Below are 17,468 nucleotides of genomic sequence, written 5' to 3'. Positions count from 1 at the left end.
GCACTGCCGCCAACGTGCCCCATCCGTGCTCAGTGGAGCGGCCTGAGGCTTCGTCGTTGTCCGGACTTGCTCAGGAGTCCCGCGCCGCGTCGAGAGGGTGTGCCCGGTGTGACGAATGCAGTAGAACCGGAACGCCTTCGGCATGCCGATCTTCACCCGCGCCTCGGACTTGGCGGAACGGCCCTGTCGGCCTCACGCTCTCCGAAGTGAAACGCCAGACCTATACGGCTTCTCACCCCGCCCATCGGGTACGCCATTCATCTGAAGACGTCGACCCGGCCCGGCGAGCGCGATGAGGGCCGGAGCGGGCGAAGGCGCCCGCAAGCCGCCGACCGGCACCCCCTTGGAGAGTAGGGCCATCGAGCGTACGGAGCGAGGATGTAGTGCTACCTGACTACTACTCGCCTGCATTAACATTTGCGAATCGAGGGCTGTCGACTGCCCTCGGGAACGGGGCGCTTGATGGGACTGGCCGAGGAAATGGCCGCTGTACGTGATGGATCGGGGCATTCGGGTCGTTTGCTGGGGGAATTCCGCCGCACGGCACTGCTGGTGCCGCTGTCGGATGGTGGTGACGGCGGCCTCATGTCGGGGTGGCAGGGCGGTGTGCGCTGGATCTACGCGTTCACGGACGAGGAGGCGCTGGCTCGTTTCGCGGAGGCGCGCGGTGCCGGTGCCCGTGAGTGGGAGTTCCTCTCGATCCTCGGAGCGCGCCTCGTCGACGCGGTGATTCCCACGGTCGACGGCCCGACCGGGGTGGCCGTCGACGTCGCGGACGAGGACGCCTCGATGCTGTTCCCGCCCGTCGTGGGCATCGTCCCCGACCGGTGCGCGGTGGATGCGGACGATGAGCTTGCGGGTGCTCTCTGATGGCGGGCGAAGGAGACCTGGAGGTCTCGCCCGCCGCCGTCAAGAACATCCAGGACGGCCTGCGCAAAGCCATCGCCGAGCTGCGTGAGACGGGTGACGCGGCGGGCGCATCCATGGGTTCGGGTTTCGAAGACCTGTCGATGACGGGGATGGAGGCCGGGCACATGGGTCTGGCCACCGACTTCGAGGATTTCTGCGAGCGCTGGGAGTGGGGCGTGCGCAGTCTCGTGCAGAACGCCAGCGCGCTGGCCGGGAACCTCGGGATCGCGGCGGGCACGCCGGCGAGCGGCCACGTACGGCGCTTCAGCCCGCCCGCCGAAGGCGCCCAGGACGGCATCGCACCGATCGCGCAACTGGAGGACCGCAACGGCAACGTCATCCTCTTCGAGTACGCGGCCGACGGCACCCCCCCCTGGGCATGGCCCACAGCGCCGGGTACCACCTGCGCTTCGACGTCGACGGGGGCCGCATCAGCGCCCTCCACCTCACCGGCGGCCCGCGCATCCTCGCCTACGGTTACACCGACGGGAACCTGAGCGAAGTCACGAACTCCTCGGGTCTGCCGCTGCGCTTCACCTACGACGAACTCGGCCGCATCACTTCCTGGACCGATACCAACGACCGCCGGTACGACTACGCGTACGACGACCGGAACCGCTGCGTCCGCGAGGGGGGCACCGAGGGCCACATGGCCCTGACCCTCTCCTACGACGCGGTCGACCCGGAGACCGGCCTGCGGGTCACCACCGCGACCACCGGCGCCGGCCACACCCGCCGCTATTTGATCGACGATCGCTACCGGGTGAAGGCCCGCGTCGACGAACTCGGCGAGGTGACCCGCTTCGTCCACGACCGGCACGACCGGCTCGTGACACTCACCGATCCCATCGGCCGTACCACCCACTTCGGGCGCGACGACGCGGGCCGACTGGTCACGGTACTCCGCCCGGACGGCAAGGAGCTGAGCACCGACTACGACGAGCACGGCCGACCGGTCCGGCAGCGGCGCGGCGACCGCACGGGATGGCGTCACACCTACGACGAACGGGGCAACCGCACCTCGCTCACCAATCCGGTGGGAGCCACCACCCACTTCGCGTTCGACGACCACGGCCACCTGATCCAGGTCACCGACGGCCTCGGTGGCGTCACGAGGATCCGCTGCGACCGGGCCGGGCTCCCGGTGGAGATCACCGATCCGCTCGGCGCCGTCACCCGGTACGAACGGGACGTGTTCGGGCGGGCCGTGCGGATCACCGACGCGCTGGGCCATGCGACCCAGCTGGAGTGGACGACCGAGGGCAGACTGGCCCGCCGGGTCGAGCCGGACGGGGCCGATCAGGCGTGGACGTACGACGGTGAGGGCAACTGCGTCCACTACCGGGACGCGCTCGGCGGTGTCACGACATCCGAGTATTCCCACTTCGACGTGCTGACGGCCCGGACCGGTCCGGACGGCGCGCGGCACGAGTTCGGCCACGACGCCGAGCTGCGGCTGCTGTCGGTCACCGACCCCCGAGGCCTCCGGTGGACGTACGAACACGACGCGGCCGGCCGGACCGTCGCCGAAACGGACTTCGACGGCAGGACCATCCGCTACGCGCACGATGCGGCGGGCCGGGTCGTCTCGCGCGAGAACGCGGCCGGACAGGTCATCCGGTACGAGTACGACACTCTGGACAACCGCACGCTGAAGGACTCCGGGGGCGTGGTCACCCGGTACGAGTACGACTACTCCGACCGGCTGGCGGGCATCTTCGCCCCCGGCATGGAGCTCGGCTTCGTCCGGGACGCGGCGGGGCGCATCCGCGTGGAGACGGTCAACGGCCGCGAACTCACCCGCAGCTACGACGCGCTCAGCCGGGTGGTCTCCCGTACCACCCCGTCGGGGGGAGTCAGCACGTGGGCGTACGACGCGGCGTGCCGGGGGGCGGAGCTGACCCTCGACGGCCGCCGCATCGCTTTCGAACGCGACGCCACGGGTCGTGAGACCCGCCGCGGCCTGGGAGCTACGGCCGTGCTGGACCTGGCCCGCGACGAGCTCGGCAGGGTCCGGGAGCAACACGTGCACGGCGCCGAAGGCCGCACGCTGCAGCGACGCGGGTACGCCTACCGGGCCGACGGCTACGTGCTGGGCGTCGAGGACCGGCTCGCCGGTGACCGCGACTTCGCCTTGGACGCGGTCGGCCGCATCACCGCGGTGAGCGCCGCGGGCTGGACCGAGCGCTACGCCTACGACCAGGCGGGAAACCAGACGGACGCCTCGTGGCCCGGCTCAGGTCCGGGCGGCCCGGACGCCACGGGAGCGCGCACCTACGAGGGGACCCGTCTGATCCGCGCGGGCGACATCCGCTACGAGTACGACGCGGCCGGCCGGATCGTCCTGCGGCAGCGGGTCCGTCTCTCCCGCAAGCCCGATACCTGGCGCTACGAGTGGGACGCCGAGGACCGGCTGCTGGCTCTCACCACCCCGGACGGGACACGCTGGACATACGAGTACGACCCGCTGGGCCGCCGGATCGCCAAGCGGCGGCTGGCGGCCGACGGTCTGACGGTCGCGGAAGAGGTGACCTTCACCTGGGACGGGAACACCCTCTGCGAGCAGACCACCGTCACCGCCGGCACCCGGTACGGAGTCACGCTGACCTGGGAGCACGACGGCTTCCAGCCCCTCGCGCAGGCCGAACGGCTCGTCGGGGCCGACCAAGGGGTTGTCGACAGCCGCTTCTTCTCGATCGTCACCGACCTGGTGGGCACTCCACAGGAACTGATCGGCGAGGACGGCGAGATCGCCTGGCGGGCCCGGTCCACGGTGTGGGGCACGACCGAGTGGAACAAGAACGCCGCCGCGTACACCCCGCTGCGCTTCCCCGGCCAGTACTTCGATCCCGAATCGGGGCTGCACTACAACCGTTTCCGTCACTACGACCCGGAGACGGCCCGATACCTCTCGGTCGACCCACTCGGCCTGGGGCCCTCGCCCAACCCGTCCAGTTACGTCCGCAACCCGCTGACCTGGTCGGACCCGCTGGGGCTGGCACCGGACTGCCCGCCGAAGGTCGGGCGCGACCTGGCCACGGCGAAGGCGGCCGCGCTGCGCGACGCCGGTGTGCCGGAGGGCATGGAGCCCACCAATAGCTATCCGTACACGAAGGCGACCAAGCCGGAATACCAGGGCGGCGGCCAGCAACTGGACGCGAACGGCCGGCCGATCTACTACCTCGAAGAGTGGTACGAGCTGCCCAACGGCGACGTGGTGGTCTTCCAGGACCACCATTTCGGGCACCAGAAACCGGGTGAGCCCGGCTACCAGCCGGCGCACGTCCACGTCCGGCCGTGGGACGACACCCGGAATGGACAGATCGAAGGCGCGGAGGAGCATTACTACTATGACCTGGACTGATCTCGTCCCCAACCGGGATGTCTTCGCACCGTACTACGACGAGGTTCCCGAGCTGTCGGGAGTCCGACTGCGCTCGGTGCACCTTGATGCCTGGGGCTCGGTGGTCACGCTGCGCCTGGACCTTCCCCGGTTTCCGGACCGCTGGGACCGGGGACCGGGTGACACCATGCAGTGCCACCTCGCGTTCTCGCACGTGGAGGACTTCGAGATGACGGGGTGGCGTCCGCCGGTGACGGCCGACGTCGTGCTCACTCCGCTGCCCCGGCACCGGCTGGCCGTACGGGTGCCGGCGCCGCAGCTCGACTTGTCGTACACCTCCAACGCGGATGTACTGGCGGGGCGTCTGAGCGTCTTCACCCTGGGTCCGGACGGCGAGGACGCCGGCCCGCACCAGTTCACGAGCATCCTGGAACGCAAGCTCTTCCCCACCGTCCCCGAGACCCATGTGAACACCTTCTATGAGCACCTCTGAGATGGACCTTCCCCTCTGGCCCGAGCCGGCGGCGCTCTACGAGACGCCGCCGGACCTCTCCTCCTGCCCGCTGTACTACGTGCACGTGGACGAACGGGACACCTCGGTCACCCTCGGGTTCGAGACCACGCGGCTACCGGACCACCCCAGGGCGGAGTGGGAGGGGAAGCGGTACAACACGGTGCGGTTCTTCGTCGTGTTCACCGGCGTGGACGAGCTGCGCATCACGGGCATCGCGGCGGAGCCTCCGGACACGCACGAACGCACGGTGGGCGTCGTCGTGACCGACACCGGCCGACAGCAGGTCTCGGTGACCAGCGAAAACCGCTCCATCACCTTCTCGGCCGCGACGTCCGCGGTGACCCGGATCCGCGTATACCTCCAGGGCTCGCCCTGACCGGCATCGCGGGCGCCCTGCTCCTGACCTCCGACAGCGACTACATGACCAAGCTCTGTGGCAACCAGGTCCGCGTCGCCCCTCTGACTCGTCGGCCCGCCCGGAGCACGCGCCTCGCGGCGCCCGCCGCCTTGCTGGCCCTCGTGCCCCGTCCGTGCCCAGCAGAGCCGGCAACAGCGGTCAGATACGGCCCCCAGAGCCCGTGGCCATTCACCCGGCCCAGCGGAAAAGTGCAGCTCAGAGCCCCTTCAACGACCCAAGGACCGCTGATTCCCAAGCTCAGAGCGCAGGCGAAGGAATAGTGCGCGCCGTCGGGGTCGGTCCTCAGAGCCGACACATCCCGTTGAGGACCCTGAGTCAGTCAGGCGGCGGGGCGGACCCCGCCGGGGAACGCTCACGTACATCCTCGCTGTCAGGCGGCGATGAGGTCCTGCTCGCGGTCCGGCGTTCCGACCTTGGGCTGCTTGTTCGGCAGTGCGAGCCGGAAGACCTTGTGCCATGCGGAGAACACCTGCTTGGGCAGCGGGCCGGTGACGTACTCCAGTTCGTATTTTTCGAACAGCGCGCGCACCTTCACCGCGACCTCGGCGTACCGGTTGCTCGGCAGGTCCGGGAACAGGTGGTGCTCGATCTGGTGCGACAGGTTGCCGGTCATGAAGTGCATGGCCTTGCTGCCGCTGATGTTCGCCGAGCCCATCATCTGGCGCAGGTACCACTGCCCGCGCGTCTCGCCCCTGATCGACCGGCGCTCGAAGACCTGTACGCCCTCGGGGAAATGCCCGCACATGATCACCGAGTGGGTCCAGAGGTTGCGGACCAGGTTCGCGGTGAACGTGGCGGCGAGTGTGGGGAGGAACGAAGGGCCCGACAGCAGCGGGTGGATCACGTAGTCCTTGAGCACCTGCTTGCGGATCTTGCGGCCCACGGCCTTGGCACGCGCGCGGAACTCCGGGTTCTCGCGGCGGCGCTTGGTGAGGTTCTTGCCGAGCTCCAGGTCGTACGCCGCGATGCCGTACTCGAAGAAGCAGGCGTTGAGGAAGTTCCACAGCGGCTGGCCGAGGTGGAAGGGGTGCCACTTCTGGTCTTCGTCCACGCGCATGATGCCGTAGCCGAGGTCGTTGTCCTTGCCGATCACGTTGGTGTACGTGTGGTGCAGCTCGTTGTGCGAGTGCTTCCACTGATCGGACGGCGAGACGTGATCCCACTCCCAGGTGGTGGAGTGGATCTTCGGGTCTCGCATCCAGTCCCACTGGCCGTGCAGGACGTTGTGGCCGATCTCCATGTTGTCCATGATCTTCGCCACGGACAGCCCGGCGGTGCCGAGCAGCCACGCGGGCGGGAAGATCGAGAACAGCAGCACACCCCTGCTGACCAGCTCGAGCTTGCGCTGCGCCGAGATGACCTTACGGATGTAGGCGGCGTCTTTCTCACCGCGGCCGGCGATCACCTCGTCGCGGATCGCGTCCAGTTCGCGGCCCAACTGGTCGATCTGTTCCGCGGTCAGGTGGGCGGTGGGGTCGATGGCGGTCAAGGTGCTCCTACCGTTCGATGTCACAGGGGCCCGCCGCGGCGGACACGCAGGTTTGAATAAGGACGCCCGGCGCGGCCTCGGTGATCTCGCCCGTGCGCAGGTCGCGGACGGCACCCGCCTTGAGCGGTGTGACACAGCCGAAGCAGATGCCCATGCGGCACCCGGAGGGCATGAGCACACCGGCCGCCTCGCCGATGTCGAGCAACGGCGTGGCGCCGTCCGCGTCGATGGTCTTGCCGGTGGCGTTGAACGTGACCTCGCCGCCGTCGCCGGCGACGACGGCGATGCTGGGGCGGAAGCGTTCGGTGTGCAGGTGCTCTTGGACGCCCTGTTCGGTCCAGTGCTCTTCGGCGGCGTCGAGCAGGCCTGCGGGCCCGCAGGCCCAGGTCTCGCGCTCGGCCCAGTCGGGCACGAGTTCGTCGAGACGGGCGATGTCGAGCTTGCCGTCCGTGTCGGTGTGCACCTCGGTGAGCCGGAGCTTCTTGTCCGCGACCAGGCCGTGCAGTTCCTTGCGGAAGATCACGTCCTGAGGCTGTGGCGCGCAGTGGACCATGACGACGTCGTCGAGCTCGATGTCGCGCAGCATGCCCATCACGGGCGTGATGCCGCTGCCGGCCGTCAGGTAGAGCACCTTGGCGGGCTTGGCCCGCGGCAGTACGAAGTCACCGGTCGGCTGGTCGAGCTGGATCAGCGTGCCCGGTTTCGCCCTGCGGACCAGGTGGTTGCTGACCTTGCCGTCCGGGATCGCCTTCACGGTGATCGTGACACGGCCGTCCCGGCGGTTTGTCGGCGAGGTGATGGAGTAGGCACGCCACAGGCGCACTCCGTCGACGTCGACCCCGATCCTCACGTACTGGCCGGCTGTGTGGCCGCGCCAGCCCCGCCCCGGCCTGATCACGACAGTCGCGGCGTCATCCGTCTCGGAGTGCACGGCCTCGATGCGCCCACACAGGTCAGCGCCCGCACGCAGCGGGCTGACCAGGTCGAGGTAGTCCGACGGCAGCAGCGGCGTCGTGACCATCTCCAGCAGTTTCCACGCCCTACTGCGGAGGGCTCCACTCGTCATGTCTCCAGCTTGCTGCGCCTCCAGGCGTAAAGTCCTGACCACAGGATGTAGATCTGGTCGACTGAATTGTTCGCAGGGAACAAAAAGTGAGCTATGCAATCCGGAGGGCCAGCGAACTGACCCTGGATGAAACGACGGTCACCGCCCTTCGGGCCGCACTGAGGACCACCGCCGACGAAGTCGTCCAGGCGATCATCGACGAGGTCCCTCCCTACGCCCATGCTCTTTCGGGTCGCATGGGCGCCACCATCCGCAGAGCCGTCCGCACCGCCCTGGGGCACTACCTGGACCTCGCGAGCGGGAACGCCACGGGCGGCGACGCCGGTGACGCCGCCTACGAGCTGGGCCGCGGCGAGGTGCGCGACGGCCGTTCGATGGACGCCCTGCTCAGCGCCTACCGTGTCGGCGCCCGCGTCGCCTGGCGATGCCTGGCAGCGGGTGCCGTACCCGCAGGTCTGCCCGCCGCCGAGGTCGCGAAGTTCGCCGAGCTGACCTTCGCCTACATCGACGAGCTCTCCGCCGCGAGCGCCGCGGGACACGCCGACGAACTGGCCGCCCGGGGCAGAGATCACGAGCGCCACCTGGAACACCTGGCCCGCGACCTCCTCGCCGGCGCGAGCCCGGACGTGCTGCTGGCCTCCGGTCAACGGGCCAGGTGGCAGCCTCCGGTTTCGCTGACCGCCGTCCTGCTGCCCGCCGCCCAGGCCCGACCTGCCTACCGGACACTCGACCCGAGCACCCTCGTCCTCGACGATCTGCCGGATGCCACCGGTGTGCTCCTCGTCCCCGATGCCGACCGATCACGTCTCCTGCGGCAGCTGACCGACCGCGCCGCCGTGGTCGGCCCGGCCCGGCGATGGACTCATGCGTCCGCCTCGTACGCGCGAGCCGTACGCGCGCGCTCCCTCTCCTCCGAGATTCGCGACACCGAGGACCACCTGACCGACCTGGTGCTCAGCGCCGACGTGGACGCGTTCGCAGACCTGCGCGCCCGCGCCCTCGCACCGTTGCGGACCCTGCCTGCCGCAACCGCACGACGGCTGGAGGAGACGTTGCGGGCGTGGCTGCTGCACCAGGGCAGACGGGACGAGGTCGCGGCGGCATTGTTCGTCCATCCCCAGACGGTTCGATACCGGATGTCGCAGCTGCGGGAGCTGTTTCCCGATCTCGCATCACCACACCGGGTCCTTGAACTGACGCTGGCGGTCGGTCTCCGAGTCGACTGACGCGTCCCCCGTCCACCGCCGCGTCCGCGAGCGTCCAGAAATCGTGCTCGTTCCCGGTGCCATGCCGCTATGCCCCTTGGAGAACGGCTCTCCGGTCGTCGTGGAGGGCACTGTCCTGGCACCAACCGACGCACGAGCGCGCGTGCGGCGAACTCCGCGCGATGCTGCGGGTGTTCCATGACATGGGCGCCGGACTGTACGGACACGAGTACGCCATCGACGCCACGGTGGCCGAAGTCGCGCTGCGCCGGCCGAAACGGGTCGCCCTGCTGACGTCCGACAGCGACGGCATGACCAAGCTCTGCGTCAGCCAGGTCCGCACCATCCCTCTCTGACCCACCAGCCCACCAGCCCACCAGCCCACCAGCCCACCAGCCCACCAGCCCACCCGGAGAATACGACTGGCAGGGTTCGTTGCACTGCCCCACCCGTGCCCCGCCCGTGCCCGGCGCTGCGGACCACAGCGGTCAGGTTCCGGCGGCTGGGGCGAGCCGACCACCGGGGGGGGGGATGCCGGGCGGGCGGGGACGGCTGGCCGCAGCCACCGCCGCTGCCGCCGCCCGGCAGGCGGAGGGACCGAAAACGGACGCGAACGTGCCCGTGCCCGGCGGCGAACAGGTCACTGCCGGGCACGGGCACGGATAAACGGGAGCGGGCTCAGCCTCGGGCAGAGGCCTCGCGCGTCAGCCCTTGATCTCGATCTCGGGTCAGCCCTTGATCTCGATCTCGCCGTTCTTCGACGTCGAGGAGTCCGCCTCCGGAGCGTCCGAGGCCTCGGGAGCGGGCACCGTGCCCACGCGGCTCTTCAGGTTCTGGAGGAGGGCCGTCATGTCCACGCCCGTCGTCGAGGTGAGCAGTTCCATGCCCTGCGCGACGTTGTCGGTGACCGTACGGGCCAGCTGGCTCGCGCCGTCCGTGGAGATGACCGTCATCTTGTCGATGGCGCTCAGCGGCTCGGAGGCCTTCGCCACGACGCTCGGGAGGACCTCGACCAGCATCTGGAGGACGGCCGCGTCGCCGTACTGCGCGAACGCGTCGGCCTTCTTCTGCATGGCCTCGGCCTCGGCCGAACCCTTGGCGGCGATCGCCGCGGCGTCCGCCTCACCCTCGATGCGGACCGCGTCGGCCAGCGCCGAACGGTGCAGCTTCTCACCCTGACCGGTCAGGCGCGAGCGCTCCGCGTCGGCCTCGGCCTCCTTGACCTGGGCGATGCGGCGGGCCTCCGCCTCCTGCTCGGCCTGGTAACGGGCGGCGTCGGCGGGCTTACGGACCTTCGTGTCCAGCTCGCGGTCGGTCAGCGCGGCCTGGCGCTCGGCGACCTTCTCCTGCTCCTGGAGGACTTCCTGCTGGCGTGCGGCCTCGGCGAGGGGACCGGCGGCGTTGGCCTTGGCGGCCGCGCCTTCCGTCTCGGCCTTGATCTCGGCCTGCTTCAGGTAGTACGTCCGCTCGGCGATGGCGATCTCCTCGGCCGCCTTCAGCCGGGCCTGCTCCGAGGCCCGCTTCGCGATGGCCTCGGCGATGTCCGCCTCCTGCTTGGCACGGGCGGCCTCCGGGCGGCCGAGGTCCTCCAGGTAGGAGCCCTCGGTGGTGATGTCCTGGATCTGGAAGGCGTCCAGGATCAGGCCCTGGCCGGAGAGGCTGGCCTCGGCCTCCTCCGCGACCTGACCGGCGAACGCGGCCCGGTCCCGGATGATGTCCTCGACCGACATACGGCCGACGATCGCGCGGAGCGCGCCGGAGAGCACTTCCTGGGTGAAGCCGACGATGCCGTCCTGCTGCTGGAGGAAGCGCTGGGCGGCGGCGCGGATCGCGTCCTCGCTGCCCCCGACCTTGACGATCGCGACGCCTTCGAGGTTCGACTTGACGCCGCGCAGTGTCACGGCGCCGCGCACGGCGATCGGAATGTGGCGGCTGGACAGGTCCAGGGTGAACTTCTGCTGGACGAACGGCACGACGAAGACGCCGCCACCGACGACGACCTTCTGGCCGCTGTTGTCGATGCTGGTCTGTCCGGTGACCGGGTCCGTCGACTTCTTGCCGCGGCGGCCGGTGATGATGAATGCCTCGCTGGGCCCTGCCACCTTGTAGCGCGTGATGACGACGAGGCCGAGCAGAACGAGGAGTACGACGATGCCGATGACGGCGATGACTACTGGACTCATGAGAAGTGTCCCCCCTGCCTCCCGTGGGGGGACGGCAGATTGTTGTGGAGCGGGGCGGTGCTATGGAGTTGATCGGTGCGGTGTGCTGCGTAACAGAGGGTCGTAACGGTGGGTCGTAACGGTGGTGGTCAGGGTGGACGCGTGCGGTGGTCGCGTGGTCAGCGCTCCACCGGGCGGACCGCGACCGACGTGGTCGACAGTGCCTCTTCCACCCAGATCTCGGTCCCGCGCGCGACCGGCATGGCCGACTTGGCCGCGTACTTCACGGGCTGGTCGCCCAGCCGCAGCAGCACCTCACCGTAGCCCTCGGCCGGGATGGCCGTCACGACGGATCCCGAGGTGCCGATCAGGTCGGAGCCACGCGGAGTGGCGTGCGTCTGGTCGCGCATCAGGGCCTTGCTGAGCTTCCAGGTCAGCCAGCCCGCCACGAGGCCGGCGGCGACGCCGACGACGGTGGCCAGAAACGTTCCGGCGCTCGTCGTGCCGAGCACGATCGCTCCGCCGAAGCCGAGCATCGATATGAAGCCGGCGATCACCGGGAGCGAGAGCAGCCCGTCGAAGAGGCCGTCGAGGACACCGTCGAAGAGCCCTTCGAGGAACCCGCCGAAGATCAGGGAGAGCGCGAGCAGCACGATCCCCGCAATGCCGAGACCGAGAAAGAAGGTCACGCGATCACTCCCCTGTTGTCGACTTCCCCCGAGCGATTTCCGTCGATCTGACTGGATGGTCCCATACACCACCTGCTTCGGTCACTGCCGGGTTCCGGCAGTGTTTACGCATCTTTGATGCCGGACAGTCGGTCGGTGAGTGTGGAGAGTGACTGGAACGTCGCCCCGAGCAGCGCCACGTGCTTCCAGCGCAGCTTGCCGTCCGGGCCGACGAGGAACACCGCCCGTCGCACCCCGATGCCCGGCGCGGAGACCCCGTACGCCTTGGCGATCTCCCGGCCCTCGTCGGCCAGCAGCGGCATGCGCAGACCGAAGGCGCGGGCGAACGACTCATGACTGTCCACGCCCTGTGGACTGATGCCCCAGACGTCGGCGTCGAGACCCTCGAAGGCCTCCATGCCCGAGGAGTACGAGCACAGTTGCTTCGTGCAGACGCTGGTGTTGTCCCCCGGGTAGAACGCCAGCACCACGGACCGGCCGCGGGCGGATGACAGCCGGTAGTCGGAGCGTTCGAAGGCGTCGCCCGACAGCGCTCCGCCGGGGAGGGTGAAGTCCGGTGCGGTGCTGTCGAGTTGAGGTCCTGATGCCATGAGGAGGGGCTCCTTCGGTCTCACATACGGGGATGGCGCGGAGGGCACGGATGGTTCCGCGGTCGTGACCGTACAGTGGGCGGCACTCCGCTCCCGTCGGGTCGTCGAGTCGCTGAGTCGTCGATCCGTCGGTCAATCGGTCCGTCGATCCGTCGTGCCGTGCACCCGTCCGGAGCGGGCCCGGCACCGAACACGGGGAGAGGGGCCCCGCGCCCCGCACCCGGACCTTGGAGGTTGCACGTGACCCGACGACCGCCGTCGGCAGCGGTCCTCGTCCTGCACGGGGGCCGCGAGAACGGTACGGAGCCCCCGCCGCCCGGCCCGCTGAACCTGCCCGGCGTCCGCATGCGCCCCTTCGTCCGGGCCGTCGTCCGGGCCACCCGCGCCGCCGGCGAGGACGTCCTCGTGACGCAGGTGCGGTACGCCCACCGTGGCTGGAACGGCACCCGCGCGGACCCGTTCCACGACGCCGTGGCCGCCCTCGACGCACTGCGGGAGCAAGCGGGCGACGAGCTGCCGGTGGTGCTCCTGGGCCACTCCATGGGGGCGCGCGCCGCCCTCCGCGCCGCCGGGCATCCCCTGGTGCGGGGCGTCGTCGGGCTCGCTCCCTGGTGCCCGCCGGGGGATCCGGTCACCCAGCTCGCGGGCCGTGACATCGTCCTCGTACACAGCAACCGGGACCGGACGACCAGCCCGCAGGCCAGCCAGTCCCTCACCGCCCGGGCCCGCCGTGCCGGAGCCCGTACCTGCATGGTCACCGTCCGGGGCGGCGACCACGCCATGCTCCGCCGGGCCGCCGTCTGGCACCGCCTCGCCACCGGGCTGGTCACCGGATTGCTCGGTTCCGGCAGTCTGCCGCAGCCGGTCGGCGCGGCCCTCGCCCTGCCACCCACCGCCGAGGCCACCGAGGCCACCCTCGACCTGGACCTGGACCTTGATCCCGCCCCCGGCCCCGGTCCCGGCCCGTTCCAGGACCGGACGGGCACCCCGCGCTGACCGGCCGCCCCGCGGATGCGGTACGGGAGTGGACGGCCGACGATGGAGAACCGGGAGCCGACGACGGCGGGAGGCATGCTCTTGCAGGCCGACACGTGCGACGACGGCATGCCGTCGTTCCTGGACCAGAGGACCGTCGCGGCCCTGTTCGACGGCAATCCGGCCGCCGTCGCGGTCCTCGACCACGCTCACCGTTACACCTACGTCAACCCGGCCCTCGAAGGGCTCAACGGTCTCCCCGCCGCCTCCCCCATCGGGCGCGCCATCTCCCGAGTGCTGCCCGATCTGCGCGGTCGGGCCGCCGCCCTGCGCGACGTCCTGGCCGACGGAAAGCCCCGCGAGGAGACGATTCGGGGGCAGACCCGGGCGACGGCCGATGCCGACCAGCGGTTCTGGCGCGCCACGTACCACCGGCTGGACGCTGACGGGGCGGCGTGCGGTCTGATGGCGTTCGTCGTCGAGATCACCGACATCACCAGTCAGCGCGAGGAGCTGGAGGAGGCCCGCGGTCACGTCGCCCTCCTCAGCACCGCCGCCGTCCGGATCGGCACGACGCTCGACATGGACACCACCTGCCGGGAACTCGCCTCGTTGGTGGTGCCGGACTTCGCCGACGTCGCGGCGGTCGACGTGTTCCCGCCCGAGGTGGGTCACTCCGTACGCCGTCCGGCGCCAGGCGTCGTACGGCTCCGGCGGGCCGCGTTGCGGGGCGACGGCGATCTCGACGAGCAGGTGCAGCGGTTCGGCCATCCCGGGGAGTACGTCGATTTCACGGCGGACTCCCCGGTGACCCGCTGCCTGGCGGAGAACGAGCCGGTCCTCGACGGCTGGGAGAACTACAGCAGCGGGCGCAGCGCCTTCACGAAGGACCGGATCACCGCCTCCCGGGCGCTCGGTCTGCGCGAGGCGCTCGTCGTCCCGCTCACCGCCCGCGGCCGGCCGCTCGGCACGCTCACCCTCGTCCGGGCCGACGGCTCACCCGCCTTCAGCGGCCAGGACGTGGCCGTCGCCCGCGAACTCGCCGTCCGGGCGGGCGTCGGCCTCGACCAGGCCCGCCGCTACGACCACGAGCACGGCATCGCCCGCGAACTCCAGCGCTCCCTACTCTCCGAGCCCTGGGGACCCCACCCGCACGTCGAGATCGCCACCCGCTACCTCCCCGCCGACCGGGGCGTCCTGGTCGGCGGCGACTGGTTCGACGTCGTACCGCTCCAGGACGGCCGGCACCTGAAGGCGATGGGCGACGTGATGGGCCACGGGGTAGAGGCGGCCGTCGCCATGAGCCAGTACCGCTCGCTGCTGCGGCTGCTGTCAGGGGAGGACCTGCCGCCCCACCAGATCCTGGAGCAGCTCGACGGGATGGTCGAGCGGTCGGGCCTGGACCGGGCGGCGACCTGTCTGCTCGCCGTCGTCGACCGGTTCGGCGGGGTGTGCGAGGTGGCCAGCGCGAGCCATCTGCCCCCGGTCTTCATCGACCCGGGCGCCGCCGGGGCCAGGGTCGTGCCGGTGCCGGTGGGGCCGCCGCTCGGCACCGGGTTCGGCGGGTACCGGACCGCGTACGTGCCCTGCGGCCCCGGGACCGTGCTGTTCATGTACACCGACGGGCTGGTGGAGCGCCGGGGCGAGGACATCGACGTGTCCATACGGCGGCTGGCCTCGCTGACCCTCCAGCGGGGCGGGCATCTGGAGGATCTGCTGGATCAGGTGCTGGACCGGTTCGGCGAGGACGCCGAGGACGACATCGCCGTACTGGCCTCCCGGATCCGCGAGGGCCCGCCGGTGGTGCGGCCGACCCCTCCGGAGTGACGCCCGAGCATCCGGGCAGCAGCCGCCGGGACCGGTCGCGGACAACACCCCGACGTCGTTCGGGCCCGGGTTCCAGCTCTCTTCTCGCGGTCCCGCTCGCCCGGCGTCGGCCGGAGGCGGTTCAGCGATCGGAGGTGCGGCGGTTTCCGCCCTTTCGGGTGGAGCCCACGTCGTGGCCGACGCTCACGCCGCTTCCGGGCTCTCCTGCCGTCGGCCGCGCAGCTGCCGCAGTACGAGGGCGGCCGAGGTGATCAGCGGCAGCAGCCCCGCCACCGCGTCGGCGGTGTTCAGCTTGTCGTGCGTGCCCTTGGCCCGGCGGACCTGCTTGGACGCCCTGATGACCGCGAGCGCGCTGCTGCCCAGGCTCAGCACGAGCCCGGCCTTGCTGCCACGCAGGCCCTTGGCTGGCGCGGACCGGTTCTTCGCCATCGGAGGTACCTCCAGCCTTCGGGCCGTCCCGTTCGCGGGCGCGCCCTCCCCGTACACGTAACCGGGTGTCCGCCACCCCCGCAAACGGGACGGTCGCGAGGCCGCTGCCGCAGGCCGGCACCGTCCCGCCGTGGCACCACAGCGCCATCCCTCGTTCACACCACGTCCCCGCGGGGGTCGTCGCGCCTTGCGATCGTCCCCTGCGGAAGACCATCACGCGGGAGGGGACGTCACATGAACGGATCGAGGGCGCGGGCACGGCTGCCACGGCGCGGGGCGCTGCTGCTGGCCGGAGTGCTGGCGGCGGGCACGGTCGTGGCCGGTGCGGGCACCGGAGCGGCCGCCGGGGATCCGTGCGCCGGGAGCGGGCCGCTGCCTCGCACCTGCGCGCAGCCGGGGGACCTGATCGACGTCACCCTCGGCGAACTGCACCCGACCCAGGCCGTACTCGGCTTCGACCAGGTCTTCTACAAGCTCGGCCGGTACGGCAGCGACCGCGACGAGGCGGCGGGCGGCGTCAACAAGCGCTTCGACGACTGGTGCGAGACCAACGGCCAGGAGGAGGCGGCCTCGGCCGGCCCCGGAGCCCGGCTGGACGATCCGTCGAGCTTCTCGTGCACCGTGCCGGTCGGGCAGGAGACGCCGAAGACGATCGCCGAGATGAAGACGGCCGTCGTCGGACCGGGCGGCAAGCTGTACCTCACCGACGGGCACCACTCGCTGACATCATTCCTGGAGGGCCCCGACGGCTCCACCGACCTGCACATCCGGCTCCGCGTCACCGACAACTTCAGCTCCCTGTCCTCCCCTGCCTTCTGGCAGCGGATGACTGCCGAGAAGAAGGTGTGGCTGCGCGACGAGAACAACCGGCCTCTCGGCGTCGACCGGTTGCCGGACCGTCTGGGCATCACGCACTTCCGCGACGACCCGTACCGCAGCCTCGTCTACTTCACCCGGGGCATCGGCTACGAAGTCCCCGACAGTGCAACGGAGTTCCTGGAGTTCTCCTGGGGCTCCTGGCTGCGCGGCGAGCACGACACGAGTGCGCACGACCTGACCGCCCCGGGCCCCTACCTCGACCTGGTGAAGCGCGCCTCGAAGTCGATGGCCGCGCTGGACGCCGAGGCAGTCGTCGACGACGGGAGGACCGCCGCGCAGCTCGGCCGGATCGACGAGTGGAACGGCGGCAAGAAGGAGACCGGCGGGGAGTTCGCCAAGCTGGGCAGACCCCTGAGCCACCGCAAGCCCGGCAAGCTCGCCCACTCCCTCGACCACAAGGCCCGCGTCCTGCCCTCGCCCGCCTGCACGACCACGGTCACCGGCTCCCGCAACGGACCGCTGACCGTCACGAGCGGTGTCACCTGCCTGGACCGCGCCACCCAGCGCGGCCCGGTCGTCGTCCGCCCCGGAGCGGCCCTCGTGGTCACCGGTTCCACCCTGGACGGACCGCTCCGGGCGGACCGGGCGGCGGCGGTCCACCTGTGCGGTTCGCAGGTCACCGGGCCCCTGTCCGTGAGCCGCACCACCGGTCCCGTACGGGTGGGGGGTCCGGGCTGCACCGCGAACACCGTCACCGGCCCCGTGGTGCTCACCGGCAACACCGGCGGCGTGCTGCTCGCCGCCAACACCGTCACCGGCCCGCTGGTGTGCTCCGCCAACCGGCCGGGCATGGACGACACGGGCCGCACCAACGTGGTGAGCGGACCGCGGACGGGACAGTGCACCGCCCTCTGACCCGGTAGCGCCGGCTCGGTAGCGCCGCCCGGGTCGCCCTCGCCCTCGCCCTCGCCCTCGCCCTCGCCCTCGCCCTCGCCGAACACGTACGCCAACGTCGTCGCCGCCCGCAGGCCCG

General features: G+C 70.6%; 15 protein-coding genes and 1 pseudogene. 10 read left to right on the top strand and 6 right to left on the bottom strand.

Annotated elements, in window-relative coordinates; all coding sequences use genetic code 11:
• Positions 1–462 precede the first annotated feature (462 nt).
• The 5 genes from B9S58_RS21980 to B9S58_RS21960 are packed head-to-tail and all read left to right on the top strand — an operon-like array spanning position 463 to position 5,142.
• The gene (locus tag B9S58_RS21980; protein ID WP_103533808.1) at positions 463–870 is read left to right on the top strand and encodes a hypothetical protein; all 408 of its coding nucleotides are present in this window, start codon (positions 463–465) and stop codon (positions 868–870) included.
• Positions 870–1,406: a hypothetical protein gene (locus tag B9S58_RS39320; protein WP_258044861.1), complete on the top strand. Its 537-nt coding sequence runs from the start codon at positions 870–872 to the stop codon at positions 1,404–1,406. The genes B9S58_RS21980 and B9S58_RS39320 overlap by 1 nt, the downstream gene beginning before the upstream one ends.
• On the top strand, positions 1,289–4,273 hold the full coding sequence (locus B9S58_RS21975) for an RHS repeat-associated core domain-containing protein (protein WP_258044859.1): 2,985 nt from the start codon (positions 1,289–1,291) through the stop codon (positions 4,271–4,273). Before B9S58_RS39320 ends, B9S58_RS21975 begins: the two co-directional genes overlap by 118 nt.
• The gene (locus B9S58_RS21965; RefSeq protein WP_103533807.1) at positions 4,260–4,745 is read left to right on the top strand and encodes an Imm50 family immunity protein; all 486 of its coding nucleotides are present in this window, start codon (positions 4,260–4,262) and stop codon (positions 4,743–4,745) included. The genes B9S58_RS21975 and B9S58_RS21965 overlap by 14 nt, the downstream gene beginning before the upstream one ends.
• Positions 4,732–5,142, top strand: a complete 411-nt coding sequence (locus B9S58_RS21960) for an Imm50 family immunity protein (RefSeq protein WP_103533806.1) — start codon at positions 4,732–4,734, stop codon at positions 5,140–5,142. Before B9S58_RS21965 ends, B9S58_RS21960 begins: the two co-directional genes overlap by 14 nt.
• 412 nt (positions 5,143–5,554) lie before the next feature.
• Here B9S58_RS21960 and B9S58_RS21950 read toward each other — a convergent pair whose 3' ends face one another.
• Together B9S58_RS21950 and B9S58_RS21945 are read right to left on the bottom strand one after the other, a co-directional pair.
• On the bottom strand, positions 5,555–6,673 hold the full coding sequence (locus B9S58_RS21950; RefSeq protein ID WP_103533805.1) for an acyl-CoA desaturase: 1,119 nt from the start codon (positions 6,671–6,673) through the stop codon (positions 5,555–5,557).
• A 7-nt stretch (positions 6,674–6,680) separates the two neighbouring features.
• The gene (locus B9S58_RS21945) at positions 6,681–7,694 is read right to left on the bottom strand and encodes a ferredoxin reductase (RefSeq protein WP_103533804.1); all 1,014 of its coding nucleotides are present in this window, start codon (positions 7,692–7,694) and stop codon (positions 6,681–6,683) included.
• A gap of 131 nt (positions 7,695–7,825) precedes the next feature.
• On the opposite strand from B9S58_RS21945, the gene B9S58_RS21940 reads away from it, so the two are divergent.
• A complete protein-coding gene (locus B9S58_RS21940; protein WP_103533803.1) occupies positions 7,826–8,965 on the top strand; it encodes a CdaR family transcriptional regulator in 1,140 nt (379 codons plus the stop codon).
• 185 nt (positions 8,966–9,150) lie between these two features.
• Positions 9,151–9,300: pseudogene (locus tag B9S58_RS21935) on the top strand (DNA-binding protein); the annotation flags it as partial.
• 372 nt (positions 9,301–9,672) lie between these two features.
• On the opposite strand, the gene B9S58_RS21930 reads toward B9S58_RS21935, so the two are convergent.
• The 3 genes from B9S58_RS21930 to B9S58_RS21920 all read right to left on the bottom strand — a co-directional run bounded on the left by B9S58_RS21930 (position 9,673) and on the right by B9S58_RS21920 (position 12,385).
• Positions 9,673–11,127, bottom strand: a complete 1,455-nt coding sequence (locus B9S58_RS21930) for a flotillin family protein (RefSeq protein WP_103533802.1) — start codon at positions 11,125–11,127, stop codon at positions 9,673–9,675.
• 158 nt (positions 11,128–11,285) lie between these two features.
• Positions 11,286–11,795 carry a hypothetical protein gene (locus B9S58_RS21925; protein ID WP_103533801.1) on the bottom strand — a complete coding sequence of 170 codons (510 nt, stop codon included), beginning with the start codon at positions 11,793–11,795 and terminating at the stop codon, positions 11,286–11,288.
• Positions 11,796–11,899: 104 nt separating this feature from the next.
• A complete protein-coding gene (locus tag B9S58_RS21920) occupies positions 11,900–12,385 on the bottom strand; it encodes a peroxiredoxin (protein ID WP_103533800.1) in 486 nt (161 codons plus the stop codon).
• 240 nt (positions 12,386–12,625) lie between these two features.
• Here B9S58_RS21920 and B9S58_RS21915 point away from each other — a divergent pair, with 240 nt between their 5' ends.
• Positions 12,626–13,381, top strand: coding sequence for an alpha/beta fold hydrolase (locus B9S58_RS21915; RefSeq protein WP_103533799.1), 756 nt, complete (start codon positions 12,626–12,628; stop codon positions 13,379–13,381).
• 75 nt (positions 13,382–13,456) lie between these two features.
• Positions 13,457–15,187 (top strand): SpoIIE family protein phosphatase, encoded by a 1,731-nt coding sequence (locus tag B9S58_RS21910; protein ID WP_181009404.1) that lies wholly within the window; start codon positions 13,457–13,459, stop codon positions 15,185–15,187.
• 183 nt (positions 15,188–15,370) lie between these two features.
• On the opposite strand, the gene B9S58_RS21905 is transcribed toward B9S58_RS21910, so the two are convergent.
• Positions 15,371–15,616: a hypothetical protein gene (locus tag B9S58_RS21905; RefSeq protein WP_103533797.1), complete on the bottom strand. Its 246-nt coding sequence runs from the start codon at positions 15,614–15,616 to the stop codon at positions 15,371–15,373.
• Between the two features lie 234 nt (positions 15,617–15,850).
• Between B9S58_RS21905 and B9S58_RS21900 the strand changes: the two genes are divergently transcribed.
• Positions 15,851–17,350 (top strand): ParB/Srx family N-terminal domain-containing protein, encoded by a 1,500-nt coding sequence (locus B9S58_RS21900; protein WP_103533796.1) that lies wholly within the window; start codon positions 15,851–15,853, stop codon positions 17,348–17,350.
• Positions 17,351–17,468 lie beyond the last annotated feature (118 nt).

Source organism: Streptomyces sp. SM11 (assembly GCF_002910905.1).
Lineage (GTDB): Bacteria > Actinomycetota > Actinomycetes > Streptomycetales > Streptomycetaceae > Streptomyces.
This window is presented reverse-complemented; position numbering and strand designations above follow the sequence as displayed.

What these genes read in the sequence shown, in the direction of transcription:
- B9S58_RS21980 (WP_103533808.1), top strand. Translation starts at nt 463, where the DNA reads ATGGGACTGGCCGAGGAAATGGCCGCTGTACGTGATGGATCGGGGCAT.
- B9S58_RS39320 (WP_258044861.1), top strand. Translation starts at nt 870, where the DNA reads ATGGCGGGCGAAGGAGACCTGGAGGTCTCGCCCGCCGCCGTCAAGAAC.
- B9S58_RS21975 (WP_258044859.1), top strand. Translation starts at nt 1,289, where the DNA reads ATGGCCCACAGCGCCGGGTACCACCTGCGCTTCGACGTCGACGGGGGC.
- B9S58_RS21965 (WP_103533807.1), top strand. Translation starts at nt 4,260, where the DNA reads ATGACCTGGACTGATCTCGTCCCCAACCGGGATGTCTTCGCACCGTAC.
- B9S58_RS21960 (WP_103533806.1), top strand. Translation starts at nt 4,732, where the DNA reads ATGAGCACCTCTGAGATGGACCTTCCCCTCTGGCCCGAGCCGGCGGCG.
- B9S58_RS21945 (WP_103533804.1), bottom strand. Translation starts at nt 7,694, where the DNA reads ATGGTCACGACGCCGCTGCTGCCGTCGGACTACCTCGACCTGGTCAGC.
- B9S58_RS21930 (WP_103533802.1), bottom strand. Translation starts at nt 11,127, where the DNA reads ATGAGTCCAGTAGTCATCGCCGTCATCGGCATCGTCGTACTCCTCGTT.
- B9S58_RS21920 (WP_103533800.1), bottom strand. Translation starts at nt 12,385, where the DNA reads ATGGCATCAGGACCTCAACTCGACAGCACCGCACCGGACTTCACCCTC.
- B9S58_RS21910 (WP_181009404.1), top strand. Translation starts at nt 13,457, where the DNA reads ATGCTCTTGCAGGCCGACACGTGCGACGACGGCATGCCGTCGTTCCTG.
- B9S58_RS21905 (WP_103533797.1), bottom strand. Translation starts at nt 15,616, where the DNA reads ATGGCGAAGAACCGGTCCGCGCCAGCCAAGGGCCTGCGTGGCAGCAAG.
- B9S58_RS21900 (WP_103533796.1), top strand. Translation starts at nt 15,851, where the DNA reads ATGAACGGATCGAGGGCGCGGGCACGGCTGCCACGGCGCGGGGCGCTG.